The organism is Sphingomonas glaciei, assembly GCF_023380025.1.
GTDB classification, from domain to species: Bacteria; Pseudomonadota; Alphaproteobacteria; order Sphingomonadales; family Sphingomonadaceae; genus Sphingomicrobium; species Sphingomicrobium glaciei.
Map to the genome: position 1 here is coordinate 920,957 of NZ_CP097253.1, position 15,555 is coordinate 936,511.

The 15,555-nt window shown below is 65.2% G+C and carries 10 protein-coding genes and 1 pseudogene; 4 read left to right on the top strand and 7 right to left on the bottom strand.

Annotated elements, in window-relative coordinates; genetic code table 11:
* Nucleotides 1-7: 7 nt before the first annotated feature.
* Together M1K48_RS04410 and M1K48_RS04415 are read right to left on the bottom strand one after the other, a co-directional pair.
* A complete protein-coding gene (locus M1K48_RS04410; RefSeq protein ID WP_249504654.1) occupies nt 8-1,693 on the bottom strand; it encodes a bifunctional metallophosphatase/5'-nucleotidase in 1,686 nt (561 codons plus the stop codon).
* A complete protein-coding gene (locus tag M1K48_RS04415; protein WP_249504655.1) occupies nt 1,653-2,387 on the bottom strand; it encodes a queuosine precursor transporter in 735 nt (244 codons plus the stop codon). Before M1K48_RS04415 ends, M1K48_RS04410 begins: the two co-directional genes overlap by 41 nt.
* A 98-nt stretch (nt 2,388-2,485) precedes the next feature.
* On the opposite strand from M1K48_RS04415, the gene M1K48_RS04420 reads away from it, so the two are divergent.
* Both M1K48_RS04420 and M1K48_RS14330 read left to right on the top strand, forming a co-directional pair.
* The gene (locus tag M1K48_RS04420; protein ID WP_249504656.1) at nt 2,486-2,929 is read left to right on the top strand and encodes a cytidine deaminase; all 444 of its coding nucleotides are present in this window, start codon (nt 2,486-2,488) and stop codon (nt 2,927-2,929) included.
* Nucleotides 2,930-3,041: 112 nt separating this feature from the next.
* Complete coding sequence (locus M1K48_RS14330) at nt 3,042-6,941, top strand: FG-GAP-like repeat-containing protein (protein ID WP_264757846.1); 3,900 nt, start codon at nt 3,042-3,044, stop codon at nt 6,939-6,941.
* 153 nt (nt 6,942-7,094) lie between these two features.
* On the opposite strand, the gene M1K48_RS04440 is transcribed toward M1K48_RS14330, so the two are convergent.
* The 5 genes and pseudogenes from M1K48_RS04440 to M1K48_RS04460 all read right to left on the bottom strand — a co-directional run bounded on the left by M1K48_RS04440 (nt 7,095) and on the right by M1K48_RS04460 (nt 11,818).
* The gene (locus M1K48_RS04440) at nt 7,095-8,045 is read right to left on the bottom strand and encodes an isopenicillin N synthase family dioxygenase (protein WP_249504657.1); all 951 of its coding nucleotides are present in this window, start codon (nt 8,043-8,045) and stop codon (nt 7,095-7,097) included.
* Between the two features lie 40 nt (nt 8,046-8,085).
* Nucleotides 8,086-9,372 (bottom strand): NupC/NupG family nucleoside CNT transporter, encoded by a 1,287-nt coding sequence (locus M1K48_RS04445; protein WP_249504658.1) that lies wholly within the window; start codon nt 9,370-9,372, stop codon nt 8,086-8,088.
* 27 nt (nt 9,373-9,399) lie between these two features.
* Entirely contained in the window at nt 9,400-9,975 is a 576-nt protein-coding gene (locus M1K48_RS04450) for a TIGR00730 family Rossman fold protein (RefSeq protein WP_319941200.1), read from the bottom strand.
* Entirely contained in the window at nt 9,972-10,982 is a 1,011-nt protein-coding gene (locus M1K48_RS04455; RefSeq protein ID WP_249504659.1) for an adenosine kinase, read from the bottom strand. Before M1K48_RS04455 ends, M1K48_RS04450 begins: the two co-directional genes overlap by 4 nt.
* A gap of 65 nt (nt 10,983-11,047) precedes the next feature.
* Nucleotides 11,048-11,818: pseudogene (locus M1K48_RS04460) on the bottom strand (SDR family oxidoreductase).
* 109 nt (nt 11,819-11,927) lie between these two features.
* On the opposite strand from M1K48_RS04460, the gene M1K48_RS04465 reads away from it, so the two are divergent.
* Together M1K48_RS04465 and M1K48_RS04470 are read left to right on the top strand one after the other, a co-directional pair.
* The gene (locus tag M1K48_RS04465) at nt 11,928-12,584 is read left to right on the top strand and encodes a queuosine precursor transporter (protein ID WP_249504660.1); all 657 of its coding nucleotides are present in this window, start codon (nt 11,928-11,930) and stop codon (nt 12,582-12,584) included.
* Nucleotides 12,585-12,782: 198 nt separating this feature from the next.
* Nucleotides 12,783-15,500 carry a TonB-dependent receptor gene (locus tag M1K48_RS04470; RefSeq protein ID WP_249504661.1) on the top strand — a complete coding sequence of 906 codons (2,718 nt, stop codon included), beginning with the start codon at nt 12,783-12,785 and terminating at the stop codon, nt 15,498-15,500.
* Nucleotides 15,501-15,555 lie beyond the last annotated feature (55 nt).

The window sequence follows — 15,555 nt, forward strand, 5'->3', positions numbered from 1 at the left end:
CCGGCTGCTACTTGACCTCGGTGACCCTTTTGCCGGCCGGGACCCTGGGATTGGTCCGAAGCCAGCTTTCGAGGGCATCGAGGTCGAGCCCGCCGTCCCTGGCGTCCTTGCCTTCGGCCAGCACCGTATAACCATCACCGCCGCTGGCGAGGAAGTTGTTGACGCTCACGCGGTAGCTGGCCGCAGGGTCGATCGGGCGCCCATTCAACGCCATCGACAACACCCGGCTGCCCGCCGGACGACGCCGGTCGAAGCGATAGGTGAACCCCTCCGAGGGGATCAGCAAAGAGGACACCTGCACCTTGCCGTTCACGTCGCGGAACCCCTGCTCGATCAGCGCCTTCAACTGCGCCCCGGTCAGCGTCTTCACGACCAGGCTGTTGCCGAAAGGCTGGGTGGCGAAGATCTGGCCGAAGGTGACGCTTCCGTCCGCCTTCGGCACCAGGTCGGTGCGTACCCCGCCCGAGTTGATGAAGGCAATCTGCGCCCCGCCCCGCTCCGCTGACCTGTTGGCGGCCAATTGGGCATCGGCGATTAGCTCCCCAGCCGGGCTGTCGCCATCGTCGGCGTCCTTGAGCGCCGGGCCCGGTAGCTTGCCCACCACCCGCTCGGCCGCCGGCCGCGCCGCCGCGACATAGCGGTCGACCAACGCCTGCACTTCGGGATCGCGCTCAGCCAGCACCGGCAGGTTCTGGGCCTTGGCGCTGACCAACCGCCGCGTCGCCGGATCGAACGCCAGCCGGATGTCGGTCACCAGATAGCCGTTCTTGCCCGCGCTGGTCAGCAGCCGGGGCGCCCCGCCCGCATCGACCTCGCAAGCATAGGCATGGTGGGTGTGCCCGCTCACCACCACCCGTATCGCGGGGTCGAGCTTGCCGAGGATCGGCACGATATCTCCCGACAGCCCGTCGCAGCCAAGCGCGTCGTAAACCGGTGGGACATAGCCGCCCTGGTGGATCAGCAGCACGATCAGGTCCGCGCCCTCGGCCTTGAGCCTCGGCACCAGCGCGTTGGCGGTGGCGGCCTCGTCGGCGAAGGTCAGGCCCGCGACTCCGGCCGGTGTGACCAACGTCGCTGTCTCCTGCAGCGGCATGCCGATGAAGCCGACCTTGACCGGCCCCATCTGGCGGATGGCCGTTCCGGGAAAAAGCGTATTGCCCCCCTCCGTGATGACGTTGGCGGCGAGATAGCGGAAGCTGGCGCCCGCATGCGGCTCCACCGCGCAGGGCGCGCGCGTCGTCAGCTTGGAACAGCCGCCGTCCTGGATCCGCTTTAGTTCTGCCGCGCCCTTGTCGAATTCGTGATTGCCGACCGCGGCATAGTCGAGCCCGGCCAGGCCCAACGCCTTGATCGTCGGTTCGTCGAGGAAATAGGCCGACACCAAGGGCGTCGCGCCGATGAGGTCGCCCGCGGCCACCGTCACGCTGGTCTGCCCGGTGCGAAGCCGTTTCAGCGTCGCCGACAGCTGCGCCGCGCCGCCAGCGCGATATCTGGTGGTAGTCCCGTCCGGACTTTTCAGCGGCACCGGGTCGCGCGGCGCCTCGAGATTGCCGTGGAAGTCGTTCAGCCCGAGGATCTGGATCTCGACCGGCCCTGCCGCAGCGGCGGGCGCGACCGGCCGCTCGATCGTCGCGCAGGCACCTAGGCCGGCGCTAGACGCGAGCAGCAAAAGGCGTGAAATTCGTCCGTTCATCAAATACGTCCAGTCCTTCGCGGCGCTTCAACGCCCCTACCACCATGTACGTGACAGGCGTGAGAATCGCCTCCCACGCCACCTTCAGCGCCCATTGCGTCAGAAGCACCTTGATCACCAGATCATTGGTCCATCCCGTCGCGCCCCAGAAGGCGAGCGGATAGAAGATAAGGCTGTCCACACCTTGACCGGCGATCGTGCTGCCGATCGTCCGCATCCACAGGTGCCGCCCGCCAGACCATATCTTCATCCGCGCCAGGACGGCCGCATTGACGAATTCGCCAGCCCAGAAGGCGACGATCGAGGCCATGACGATCCGCGGCACCTGGCCGAACACCTGCTCGTAAGCCTCCTGCCCCGTCCAGCCGGCGGCCGGCGGAAGCGCCACCACGACCCAACTCATGAAGGCCATGAACAGCAGGGCCGCGGTGCCGACCCAGATGCAGCGCCGCGCGCGGGCATAGCCATAGACCTCGGTCAGCACGTCGCCGATGACGTAGGCGACCGGAAAGAACAGGATGCCAGCCCCGAACGGCCACAGGCCCACCACCGGCAGGGTAATCTCGCTGACCTTGCCCGCGCCAAGGATGTTGGACAGCAGCAGGATCACGACAAAGGCGGCCATGACGAAGTCGAAATAACGCAAGGATCGTCCCTGCAGCGCGGACGCCTCGACCTTCTGCACCTGATCCATCACCGGCCCCTCTACCTTTCCCGGACCGAGGAAGAACAAGGCGGGGCGCGGGTCAAGATCGGGGTGACGAAGGGCGAGGTTAAGACTAGGCAGCGGCCATGACCGACGCCGACTTCATCGCCGCCGCCCGCGCCGCCGCGCTCAAGGCCTATGCCCCCTATTCCGGTTTCTCGGTCGGCTGCGCGATCCTCAGCACCGAGGGTGAACTGGTGACCGGAGCCAACATGGAAAACGCCTGCTACCGGCTTGGCCTCTGCGCCGAACAAAGCGCGCTCACCACCGCGCAGCACGCCTTCGGCCTGCAGCGCATCGCCCGCATCGCAGTGGCTGGGGGTGACGGCTCGGGCGAAGCGCTTGCCGGCGGTCAGAGAGTCACTCCCTGCGGCGGCTGCCGCCAGGCCCTGCTCGAAGCCAGCCACCTCGCCGGCCGCGACTTCGAGATCCTCTGCGCCAGCGGCGACGGCACCAGCGTCGAACGTCTCTCGCTTTCCGCGCTCATTCCCCATGGCTTCGGCCCGGCCAATCTGTCGGACGCCAGGTGATATCAGTCCCCCGCAAGCGAGGTTGATCAATATTCTCAATCGGATGTGGCCATCGGGCAATTGCGCCAGATTTTCGCGCTGCTAGCTTCCCCCGGCCGGAAAGGAAGCGTGAATGATCTTCGACCAGCCAGGCGGCCAGTTTCGTAATACCGGCAAGATTAGCGAAGGCGCCTTCATCGCGGCGCCGGACTTCCTGCTGACCAACGCGGCCGGGAGCCAGATCGTCGGGGCCATGGGCACCGGCTGGTATGGAAGCGCCGACGCGATCACCTTCCAGTCAGAGGGGAGCACCCTGGTCAACGAAGCGCTGGGCGAGATCGGAGAACGCAATTCCTACGGCTTTTACCCTCAGATCCAGATCAACGGGTCCAGAGGCACCGACACTGTCATCAATGCCGGGATGATCTTCGGCGCAGTGGCCTTGGGCGAAGGCAATGATGTCTACATCGATCGAAATGGATCGGTCTACGCACCCGGCCTCGGCATCGGGCTTGGCGCGGGTGACGACAGCCTCTTGCTCGAAGGGCTTGCACGAAACGCCAATGGTCAAGTCATGCCGTCCGTTTTCGCCTACGGAGACGAGGGGTTCGACAGCGTCTTCGTCCGCACCGCGAATGGAGGGAATGGTGAAGGTCTGCGCGGTTTCGAACGGCTCGTTCTCGAAACGGGGGGCAATCTTCAATATTTCAGCGACTTCCAAACGATCGAACTTGCCGCTCAGCCGGGCGCCTGGTTCAATCTCCTTCATTCGAGCAACCCATTGGTCGACCTTCAGCTGAGCGGGCAGCCAGTCTCGCTGTCCTGGTCGACCCTGCGATCGATCACGGGTAGTTCCGAGGGCGAGCGGGTCAGCCTTTCGAGCAGCGGCCTCTACCATGATTATTCGACCACCGTGTCAGGCGACATCAGGCTTGGGCAAGGCGACGACAACTTCACGATCCACGCCTTCTATGGCGGGAAGAACCCGACGATCGGCGGCGCTCTCGATGGCGGTGCCGGCTTCGACACGGTCGAGTTCATCATCGGCGACAATGGCTCAAGCGGAACCACCTTCACATTCGATTTTGGCCAGGCAACCGGGTTCGAATTTTTGGCAATCAATTCCTATTATAACTACCTGGATTCGCTGGTCTCGCTCTCGAACCTGAGCGGATTCACATCGATCCTGGCTGGCGAGAGGACCAGGCTCACCCTTGTCAGCAGCCAGCTCTCGGGGACCGAATTGCGCGGCGCTGCCGGCGGTACGGTCACGCTTGAAAGCAGTGTGACCCTTGGCAGTTTCACGGCGTTTCGCACGGATCCGCCGACTTTTTCGTCGACTGCCGGCGATGCCGATTCGTCCCTGTCGATGACCTTCCTCAACCACGGCACGATCGAGGGCTCTGTCGTCTTTGCCGCGGGCAACGACATCTATGACGGCAAGCTAGGGCAAGTCGGAGCCGTAGTGCGGGGCGGTGCGGGCGACGACCAACTGACGGGCGGCGCGGCAAGGGATCAGCTGCAAGGCGACTTCGGCTTCGACACGCTCCGGGGCAATGGCGGAAGCGATGTCCTGGACGGCGGTCCGGGCGACGACATCATCTATGGCGACGACGGCGACGACGTCCTGAATGGCGGCGATGGTACGGACGTCGTCTTCGGTGGTGCCGGCAATGATCAAATCGACAGCGGGATCGGGGGCGTGCCTGCCGGCTTCGGCGGGGAGCCGGCGCGGTTCGAACGCATCTTCGCGGAAGACGGCGATGACGTCGTCACCGTCAGCGGGGCGCAATCCGGGCGCTATGTCGAGGCCGAGGGCGGTGCCGGCATCGACACCCTGATCGTCGATCACACGGAAGATCCGTTCTTTGCCTTCGCCTACCGGGGCTTCGAGAATCTCCACGTCGTCAATGCGCTCAATATCTCGAACGCCTCTGGCTATCAGTCGATTTCCATCGTCGACAGCAGGGTCAATTTCGCTTCGTCGATCAATCCGGCGGTCGACCTGACCCTGCAGAACCAGTTTCTTTCGATGTATTTCTCCACCTTCCGCTCGGTAACCGGGGGAAGCGGCAGCGAGAATGTCTGGATCGGTCAATATTCCCGGATCATCGGCGATATAAATCTCGGCGATGGCGACGATCGCCTCGTGCTGGACGGCTTCGGGCCCGGCGACTTTCCGCAGATCTCGCGCGCCGATGGAGGAGCCGGGCGCGACCAGCTCGATGTCTGGTCGGCAAAGGACAAGTTCCTCTCGGTGGATTTCGCAACTGTTTCCGGGTTCGAGATCTTCGGCTTCAATTCGGAATATGGTGAGCGCAACGGAACGCTGACGGCGACCGGCCTCAGCGGCATTCAGGAATTCCGGGTCGGCACAGTTTCGACCCTGATATTGAGCAACAGCCAGCTGTCGGGCGCCGTGCTGACCGGCGCATTCGGCGGCGGCTATACTATTGAAGCCGGCGTCGTCGTCGGACGCTACGGCTTTCCAGCGATCGGGCCGTGGGACCGGTCGACCGACCTCGCGATCGCCAACAGCAGTCTGTCCACCACCTTCCTCAATCGCGGCCTGGTGGAGGGCGATGTCGCCTTCTACACCGGCAACGACCTGTACGACGGCCGTAGCGGAACGCTGGGCGGGACGGTGTTCGGCAATGCCGGAAACGACATCCTGTTCGGCGGGTCCGGTAGCGAGCGGTTCGAAGGCGGGTTCGGGATCGATTTGCTGTCGGGCGGCGGGGGCAACGACCGGTTGACCGGCGGCGCCGGCGCCGACCTGTTCACGGGTACGCCCGCGGACTTCGCCGGCGACACGATCACCGATTTCTCCCCCGGCGATCGCATCGTCATCAAAGGCGTTTCGCTCGCTGGCCTTAACGTGTCGCGCATCGGCGATAGCCTCGTCTTTGCCGAAGGATCACTGATATTGAACAGCGTTTCGGGCACAGCGATTGTCGCCCGCGCAGCCGCAGAAGGAGGCGTTGAATTGACCCTGTCGAACTCATCAACCCAGTTCGCTTCACCAAGCGGAATCCTGGTGAGCAACTTTGCCGTCGGCGCCGGTGGCTGGTCGAGCCAGGATCGTTATCCGCGGCACATCGCCGACGTGAATGGCGACGGGTTCAGCGACATCGTGGGCTTCGGTCAGGCCGGGGTCGTGGTGTCGTTCGGCTCCGCCAGCGGCAGCTTCTCGGCCCCCGGCCTGGTGCTGGCCAATTTCGGCCAGTCGTCCGGCTGGAGCAGTGACAACCAGTTCCACCGTGAGCTTGCGGACCTCAACGGCGACGGCCGGGCGGACATCGTCGGCTTCGGCGTTGCCGGCACCCTCGTGTCCTTCGCACGGGCCGACGGCAGCTTTGGCGCTCCGGTCACCGCCACCGCCAATTTCGGCGCCAACCAGGGCTGGACCTCGCAGGACACCCACGCCCGCACGACCGGCGACGTCAATGGCGACGGCAAGGCCGACCTCATCGGCTTCGGTGCGGGCGGGACGCTGGTCGCGCTCGGCAACGGCGACGGTTCGTTCGGGACCGCGGCGTTGGTCCTGGCCAATTTCGGGGTACAGCAGGGCTGGACCAGCGACAATGCTTCCCACCGCACCGTTGCCGACGTGAACGGCGATGGGGCCGACGACATCATCGGCTTTGGCAGCGCCGGTGTGCTGGTCGCCTTGGCCAGGGGCGATGGCACGTTCGGGGAAACCCAGCTGGTGCTTCTCGACTTCGGACGGGAACAGGGCTGGTCGAACCAGAACAGCTTCGCGCGCGACGTCGCGGACGTGAACGGTGACGGCAGGGCCGATATCGTCGGGTTCGGGATCAACGGCACCTATGTCGCTTACGGCGAAGCCAACGGCACCTTCACGCCCTCTCGCCTCGATCTCCTGAACTTCGGCGCGAACCAGGGCTGGACCAGCGACAACAGCTTCCATCGCGAACTGGCCGACATCAACAATGATGGAGCAATCGATATCGTCGGCTTCGGCGCCGGGGGCGTGATCGCCGGCTATGGCCAGGGCCATTGGCTGTTGTGACGTTCCTCATCATCGCGATCACCAGTGTCGCGCGATAGGTGGCCCCTTGCGGAGTGAGATTCCGCCCGCTTCACGGGCCGGATTGATCGATCACCGGCTTTGTTGCAGCCCTGCCCCGATGGAGGATTCAGGAATTCCGCGTAACTGGCTGGTTCAGGCCAGCTTGATCTCGCGCAGCCGCTCCAGCAGGTAATCGTGGCTGCTGATCGGCGGCCACTTGGGCTCCTCCCCTGCCGGGACGGTGCCGGGCAGCGCCTCAATGGTGAAGTCGGGCCGGAAGTGGAGGAAGAAGGGCATCGAATAACGCGCATTGCTGGCGCGATCCGGTGCCGGGTTGACCACCCGGTGCGGGGTTGAGCGGAGCTTCCCGTTGGTCAGCCGCTGCAGCATGTCGCCGATGTTGATCACCAGTTCGCCGGGCTTAGGCGAAACGGGGATCCAGCGTCCGTCGCGGGTCTTGAGTTCAAGGCCCGCTTCCTCGGCGCCGAGCAGCAAGGTGATGGTGTTGATGTCCTCATGCGCCCCGGCGCGGATATGCTCGCCAGTAGCTTCCTTCTGCGGCGGATAGTGCAGTAGGCGGAGGACCGAATTGCCGTCGCGGACCGTGTCGGTGAAGTAATCCTCGTCTATCCCGAGATAGCGCGCGATAGCCTTCAGCACGGTAACGCCGGTGCGGTCGAAGGTGTCGTACAGCTCAAGGAAGGTCTCCTTGAACCCAGGCACTTCGGACGGCCACACATTGTCGGCCATCACGTCGCGAAAGCTGTGCCCCTCCGCCAGTTCGCGTCCGACGTGCCAGAATTCCTTGAGGTCGTGCGCCTTGGCGCCCTTGGCGGTCTCGATCCCGAACGGCGTGTAACCGCGCGCCCCGCCGCTGCCGAGCGCATATTTGCGCTTGGTTTCTTCCGGCAGCGCGAAGAACTCCTTCGCCTTCTGCTCGGCCCGGGCGATCAGGTCGTCGGGGATGCCGTGATCGGCGAGGACGGCGAAGCCATATTCCTCGAAGCTGCGGCCCAAATGCTGGGCGAAGGCGTCGCCGTCGGCGTCGGCCTCCTTGAGCGAAACGGAAGCGATGTTGTCGGCGGTGAGGGTGTCGGTCGTCATGACCTCGCCTCTACGCCGAAGCGACTGTTCCGCCAAGAGTTCAGGGCAGCATGATCCCCGCCAGCGCCGCACTCATCAGGTTGGCGAGGCTGCCCGCGAGCAGTGCCTTAAGACCGAGCCGCGCGATCACCGGACGCTGGTTGGGGGCAAGCCCGCCGGTCACCGCCATCTGGATCGCGATGGAGGAGAAATTAGCGAATCCGCACAGCGCGAAGGTGACGATCGCCCGGCTGCGGTCGCTCAGCGCCGCCGCCGGTCCCGCCGCATCGCCCAGCGCGATGAAGGCAACGAATTCGTTGAGCACGATCTTGGTCCCGAACAGCCCGCCGGCGACACCCGCCTCGGCCCACGGCACGCCGATCAGGAACATGATCGGCTGGAACAGGTAGCCTACCAGTTGCTGGAAGCTCAGTCCCTCGAGCCCAAACCAGCCGCCGACGCCGCCCAGGATGCCGTTGGCGAGCGCAACCAGCGCTACGAATGCCAGCACCATCGCGCCGACCGCAACCGCCAGCTTGACGCCGGTCTGGGCGCCCTGCGCCGCGGCCATAATGATGTTGGCGGGCTTCTCGCCTTCTTCAAAGGTTTCGGCGATCTCGACTGTCTCGGCCGGCGGCCCGGCTTCGGCCAGCGCTTCGCCGGTGGTCGGCGCGGGCACCGGCTCGATCGGGTCGGGCATCAGCAGCTTGGCCATCAGGATACCGCCGGGCGCGCTCATGAAGGCGGCGGCGAGTAGAAACGGCAGATATTGCTCACCGAGCAGGCTGGCATAGGCGGCAAGGATGGTCCCGGCGACGCCCGCCATGCCGACCACCATCAGGGTGAACAGCTGCGGCGGGGTCAGGCTGGCGAGATAGGGACGGACGACCAGCGGGCTTTCCGACTGACCGACGAAGATATTGGCAGCCGATCCGAGCGCCTCGACCCGGCCGATCCCCGTGATCCAGCCGATCGCGCCGCCGACCCAGCGCACGATCCGCTGCATGATCCCGAGGTAATAGAGGATCGACACCAGCGCGGCGAAGAAGATGATCACCGGCAGCGCACCCAGCGCAAAGGTGTTCCACAGCGCCGGATTGGCTTCCTTCGGACCGAACAGGAACTTGGTGCCTTCGGCGGCATAGCCAAGGAGGTTGGACACGCCGCGGCTCATCCCCTCGATGCCCTGCCGGCCAACGCTGGTGTACAGGACCAGAAACGCGATCGCGGCCTGGAACGCGAAGGCAGCGCCTACAACCCGCGGCCGGATGGCGCGCTTGTCGCTCGACAGGAGAAAGGCGACGAGCAGGATGGCGACGACGCCAAGCAGGCCGAAGAACTGGTTCATGTTGTAAGCTTCCCCGCCCCCCGGCGTTTACCAGACCATGCCTTGCGTAGCGTTTGCTGCAGCTTCGTCCAGCCTGTCGATGGCTTGCGCCGGCGTGTCGGCGACCAGCAACTGGGCCCGCCTTGCCGGCGACAGGAAGCCCGACGCCGAGACATGATCCATGAAGCTGTCGAGCCCGTTCCAGAAGCCGTTCACGTTGAGCAGGCAGAACGGCTTGGCGTGATAGCCGAGCGCGTTCCAGGTCCAGGCCTCGAACAGTTCGTCCAACGTGCCGATCCCGCCGGGCAGGCAGACGAACGCGTCGCACAGCTGGGTCATGCGCGCCTTGCGCTCGTGCATGCCGGCGACCTGATGCAATTCGGTCAGCCCCAGATGCGCGACTTCCTTGTCGACCAACGCGGCGGGGATGACGCCATGCACCTCGCCGCCGGCCTCCAGCATGGTGTCGGCGATCAGGCCCATCAGGCCAAGCCGCCCACCACCGTAGACGAGGTCGATCTTGCGCGATGCCATTTCACGAACAAGGGCGACCGCTGCTTCGGCGAATACAGGATCGTTTCCTGGCGCGGACCCGCAATAAACGGCGATGCGGCGGATGGTCACAGCTTCACCAGTTCGGCGAGGTCGGCGACCGGGCGCGCGCCGAAGTGGCTGATGATTTCCGCCGCGGCGATCCCACCGGTCATCAGCTGCCGGTCGATCGGATGGCCCTTGCAGCGCGCGGCGAGGAAGCCGGCGGCGAACAGGTCGCCGGCGCCCGTAGTGTCGATCACCTGCGGCACGGAAATGGCGGGAACTTCGGTCATGACGCCCTTCTCGAAGGCCAGCGCGCCGGCTGGGCCTCGGGTGAATACCAGCGTCCCGACCTGCGCCGACAACCGCTCGACCGCGTTGTCGAGATCGGCGGCGCCGGCCAGTTGCAGCGCCTCGCTCTCGTTGGCGAAGATGAGGTCGATCCCGCCGGCCGCGATGAGTTGCTGGAGCGGCTCCTTGCGGCCCGGAAGGCAGACGCTCTCCGACAGCGTGAAGGCGACCGTCTTCTCAGCCTCACGGGCGATGTCGATTGCCCGGAACATCGCCTGACGCGACAGTTCGGGCCCGAATAGATAGCCTTCGAGGTAGAGGATCGCGGCCGCGCGCACCGCGGCTTCGTCGACCGCCTCACGCGGCAGGCAATGCGCCGCGCCCGGGCAGGTGTTCATGGTCCGCTCGCCATCGGGCGTGACGAGGATCAGGCACCGCCCGGTCGCCGGTCCGTCGGTCAGCGGCGGCGTGTCGAACCGTACGCCAAGCGCCCGCATGTCGTGGGTGAAAATGGTGCCGAGCTGGTCGTCGGCGACCTGTCCGACGAACGCGACGTCCGCTCCCATCGCCGCCGCGCCCGCCATCGAATTGGCCGCCGAGCCTCCGCTCATCTCGCGTGCCGATCCCATGGCATCGTACAGCGCCAGCGCTTGCGGCTCGTCGAGCAATTGCATGGCGCCCCGCGGCAGGTCGAAGCGGGTCAGGAAGTCGTCGTCGCAGGTCGCGATGACGTCGACAAGCGCGTCGCCCATAGCGAGGATGTCAGTCGCATGGCGCGCGGGTGCCGGATTTTGGGAAAGGTCCACGGAGGCGGGCGGTTAGGGGCGGGAACGGGCGGGGTCAACCTTCCCGCCCGGGCGCGACCACGCGCCTATTTCAGATCGGCAAGGGTCTCACGCGAACGTTCCACCAGCATTCCGACCAGCTGAGCCTGCGTGCCGTCACGCTCGGAATAACGGAACGGCTGGACGTTCCTGACCAAGATCTCCTCCGGCGTCGGCTCGCTGGCGAATAGCGCCATCACCTCGTCGGCGAACTCGTCGAGTGGCTGGTAGCCGGGTCGGGTCGATTGGCCCGGCGTCAGGTCGGTCTGCACACCCGGAGGGGCCAGTTCGATCACTTCGACCCGCCCACGCAGCGATTCGCGAAGGGCGATCGTGTAGCTGTGAATGGCCGCCTTGGTCGCGCTGTAGGTCGGCGTCGACATCAGCGGCACGAAGGCAAGCCCCGAGGTGACGTTGACGATCGCAGCGTCCGCCTAGCCGGTCAGATGATCGATCAGCGCATTGGTCAGCCGGATCGGCCCGAGCAGGTTGGTGGCGATCGTCGCCTCGGCGTCCGCGAGGTCGCGCTCGGCATCGAGCCGTTCGAAGCGCATGATCCCCGCGTTGTTCACCAGCACGTTGATGTCGGGATGGCGGCCGAGGATCGCCGCGACGTTGGCGGAAAGGCCCTCCAGGTCATCGACGTCGAGCCGCTCGACAGCGATACCGTCACGCCCGGCCGCCGTTTCGTCGAGCGTGCCGGTGTTGCGCCCGGCAACCACTACCTTGTTCCCGGCATCGTGCCAGCGCTGCGCCAGCGCGCGTCCGATCCCGGATCCGCCGCCGGTGAGGAGGATGGTATTGTCGCTGGTCTTCATCGCTGACGTGCCCTCGTGCCTGCCGAGCACCGCAGGTGGTCACCCGGCCCCGCTGCCGCAAGTGCGTGGCGGTTGCACTTCCCGCGCCGTTCGCTACCCCTCGCGCCCCATGAGCACCGATACCACGCCGCTTCGCACCCTGATCAGCCCATCCCTGTTCGCTTTCGGCATTGTCTACGGCGGCATGGTCTGCATCGCCGGCGTGCTCGGCAACAAGCAGGTCGCGCTGGGACCGCTGGCGGTCGAGGCCGGCATCTTCGCCTTCCTGCTGCTGGTCGTGACATCGAGCGCGGTGGCCGAGCTCCACGGCCGCGCGGTCGCCAACAAGCTGGTGGTGTGGGGCTTCGTCCCGCTGCTGATGTCCGCCGCGCTGACCGTGCTGGTGCTCGCGCTTCCGGCGTCGGACAAGATGGAGGCCGAACGGCTCGCCTCGTTCGAAACCATCATGGGGTCCAACCTGCGGATCTGGCTTGCCGGCCTGATCGCCTACGGCACCAGCCAGGTGCTCAACGTCACCATCTTCTCCGCGCTCAAGGGCCGCGAAGGCGGGCGCCTGCTGTACTTCCGCTCGGCTGTGGCCTCGGCCCTCAGCCAGATCGTCGACACCCTGATCTTCATTACTGTCGCCTTCTATGGCGTCTTCCCGATCGGCGCCCTGCTGGCCGGACAGATGCTGTCCAAAGTCGTGCTGTCGATTGTGTTCGTTCCGCCACTCATCCTGCTGTTCGTGAAGCTTGGACGCTCGATGGACAGCCGCACAGCTTGAAAATTTGGCGTTAACCTGCTCATGCCTCGCCCGAGTCGCGGGGGTGGCGACGGGCAGATGTTGCATTGCAACAACACGGATCAGGCAAGTTGGTGGCATCCTTCGGGAGGTCACCTTTTTGTCTTAATCCAGCCCTAGCGGCCCCGGTGAACTGAACGAACTCGCGTCAGTCATTCACACCATTACGGGGTATCCCACGTGAAGAAGCTTCTCCTGCTGTCGACTGCGGTCGCCTTTGTGCCGACCGCCGCCTTTGCCCAGTCCACGGGTACCCAAGAAACCGAGCGCGACACCATCGTCGTTACCGGCACCCGCAGCCAGCCCGGCACCGCCGGCGTGGTGGTCCAGGACTCGACCAAGGCCAAGGGCCTGATCACGCAGGAACTGATCTCCAAGGGCAATCCGGGCCAGTCGGTCCTGAACTCGATCAACATCATCCCGGGCGTCAACTTCACCCAGAGCGATCCCTACGGTAGCTCGGGCGGCAACATCCGTATCCGCGGCTTCGACGGCAACCGCATCAGCCTGACGCTGAACGGCGTGCAGCTGAACGACAGCGGCAACTATGCGGTCTATTCGAACCAGCAGGTCGACCCCGAGCTGATCGAGCAGATCAACGTCAACCTCGGCGCGACCGACGTCGACAGCCCGACAGCCTCGGCGGCCGGCGGCACCATCAACCTGCGCACCGCGCTTCCGACTCGCGACGTGCAGGTCCGCGGCGCAATCTCGGGCGGCAGCTTCAACTTCCGCCGCGCCTTCGTCCAGATCAACACCGGCGACATCACCAGCGGCGGCCTCCGCGCCTGGGTGTCGGGCAGCCGCACCAACTACGATCACTGGCGCGGTGAAGGCGAGATTCAGAAGACCCAGTTCAATACGCGAATCTATCAGCCGCTGGCGAATGGCGACTTCGTCTCGCTCGTCGGTCACTACAACGAGAACCGCAACAACAACTACAACAACCCGACGCTGGCCGACCTGCGCACCATCTTCAACGTGCCCAACGCGCCGGCCATCGTTCCGACGACCTACACCGGCAGCCCCGTGGTGGTCGGCGACTACAGCAAGTCGCAGTGGGATCGCATTGACGACCTCGCCTTCTTCAAGGACTGCCTGAACTCGGCCGGTGTCGTTCAGACCCGCCCGACCCCGGTGAACGGCACCATCCAGAGCGATCCGGCGACCTGCTTCACGCCTGGTGGCCCGCTCGCCACCCAAGGCCTTGCCAACAAGCTGTCGGGCCAGATCAATCCGTCGAACACTGGCAACGTCGGCCTGCAGTCGCGCTTCACCCTGCGTGACGGCCTGATCCTGACGGTCGACCCAACCTATCAGTACACCCTCGCCAACGGCGGCAGCCAAACCGCGCTGATCGCCGAGAACAGCTACCTCCTGCGTCAGGGCGTTGCCGGTTCGACCGGCGTCGACCTCAACGGCGATCGTGACACGCTCGACACCGTCCTGCTTGGCCGCCCGTCGATCACCAACACCAACCGCGCCACCCTCGTGACGTCACTGGTGTGGCGTCCAAGCCGCCAGCACACGTTGCGCGCTTCCTACACCTTCGATCGCGCGCATCACCGCCAGACGGGTGAATATAGCTTCACCGGCGATGACTTCTCGGTCCTGAATCCCTTCTTCGGCCGCAACGGGCCGCCGGTGATCACCGCCGCCGGCACCGTCCTGCAGAACCGCGACCGCGTCTCGATCGCCCTGCTCAATCAGCTGTCGGGCCAGTATATCGGCCGCTTCGTCGACAACCGCCTGCGGGTCGAAGTCGGCCTGCGTTCGCCGTGGTTCGAGCGTCAGCTCGACCAGCGTTGCTTCACTCCGGCGGCCGGTGGCGGCTTCCCGGACTGCGTTCAGCCGGCCGACGTCTCCCTGACCGGTCCCAACAGCGGCCGTTACCTGGTTCCGAACAACTTCAATCCGCCGGTCGCCGGCCTGCTCGGCACCCCGGAATATGCTCCGTTCAAGGCGACCTACAAGTATCACAAGCTGCTTCCGAACGTCGGCGCGACCTTCGCGGTCACCGACGCGATCAGCATCTTCTCGAGTTACTCGAAGGGCTTCTCGGCGCCGCGGACCGACAACCTCTATCGCCAGCCGTTCATCGGCGTGACGCCGGAGAGCACCAACAGCTACGACCTTGGCGCGCGTTACGTCACCCGCCGTTTGCAGGCCGAAGCCACCGCGTGGAAGATCGACTACAGCAACCGCATCGTGTCGAGCTTCGACCCGATCACCAACCTGTCGATCGACCGTAACGTCGGCAAGGTGAAGAGCTGGGGCGTCGATGCCAACATCGGTACCCGGGTCGCCACCTTCCTGAACCTGATCGGCAACGTCAGCTACACCAAGGCCGAGCTGCAGGACGACATCGTCATCGGCGCCTTCAACTACGTCCCGGTGGCCATCCCCGCGACATCGACGACGGCGGCGATCAATGCCAGCACCAACATCGGCAGCGTCAACGGGCTGACCTACTTCTGCAACCCGCTCCCGACCACGCTTCCGACCTCGGGCGTCAACACCTACAATGTCTGCGCCCGCACCGGTGGCAAGCAGGTCGTGGAAACGCCGAAGTGGCAGATTGGCGGCCGCGCCGAGATCAACTTCTCGCCCGTCGTCGTGGGTATCCAGGGCAAGTATGTGGGTGACCGCTTTGCGACCGACGTCAACGACGTCGTCAGCAAGGGCTACACTTACTTCGACCTCGACGCCCGCGTCGGCCTGCCGTTCATCCCGAACCAGCGCAGCTACGTGCAGGTGAACGTCAGCAACCTGTTCAACGCACGCTACTTCGGCAACCTGTCGACGAGCATTAACGCGTTCGGCTTCAACAGCAGCCAGCCGCGCTTCACCTCGGTGGCGCCGCGGGCGATCATGGCTACCCTGAACCTCGGCCTGTAAGGCTCGGCGTTCACGCAACAGGATGGAGGGCGTCGCTCACCCGAGCGGCGCCCTT

What these genes read in the sequence shown, in the direction of transcription:
- M1K48_RS14330 (WP_264757846.1), top strand. Translation starts at nt 3,042, where the DNA reads ATGATCTTCGACCAGCCAGGCGGCCAGTTTCGTAATACCGGCAAGATT.
- M1K48_RS04415 (WP_249504655.1), bottom strand. Translation starts at nt 2,387, where the DNA reads ATGGATCAGGTGCAGAAGGTCGAGGCGTCCGCGCTGCAGGGACGATCC.
- M1K48_RS04420 (WP_249504656.1), top strand. Translation starts at nt 2,486, where the DNA reads ATGACCGACGCCGACTTCATCGCCGCCGCCCGCGCCGCCGCGCTCAAG.
- M1K48_RS04465 (WP_249504660.1), top strand. Translation starts at nt 11,928, where the DNA reads ATGAGCACCGATACCACGCCGCTTCGCACCCTGATCAGCCCATCCCTG.
- M1K48_RS04440 (WP_249504657.1), bottom strand. Translation starts at nt 8,045, where the DNA reads ATGACGACCGACACCCTCACCGCCGACAACATCGCTTCCGTTTCGCTC.
- M1K48_RS04410 (WP_249504654.1), bottom strand. Translation starts at nt 1,693, where the DNA reads ATGAACGGACGAATTTCACGCCTTTTGCTGCTCGCGTCTAGCGCCGGC.
- M1K48_RS04445 (WP_249504658.1), bottom strand. Translation starts at nt 9,372, where the DNA reads ATGAACCAGTTCTTCGGCCTGCTTGGCGTCGTCGCCATCCTGCTCGTC.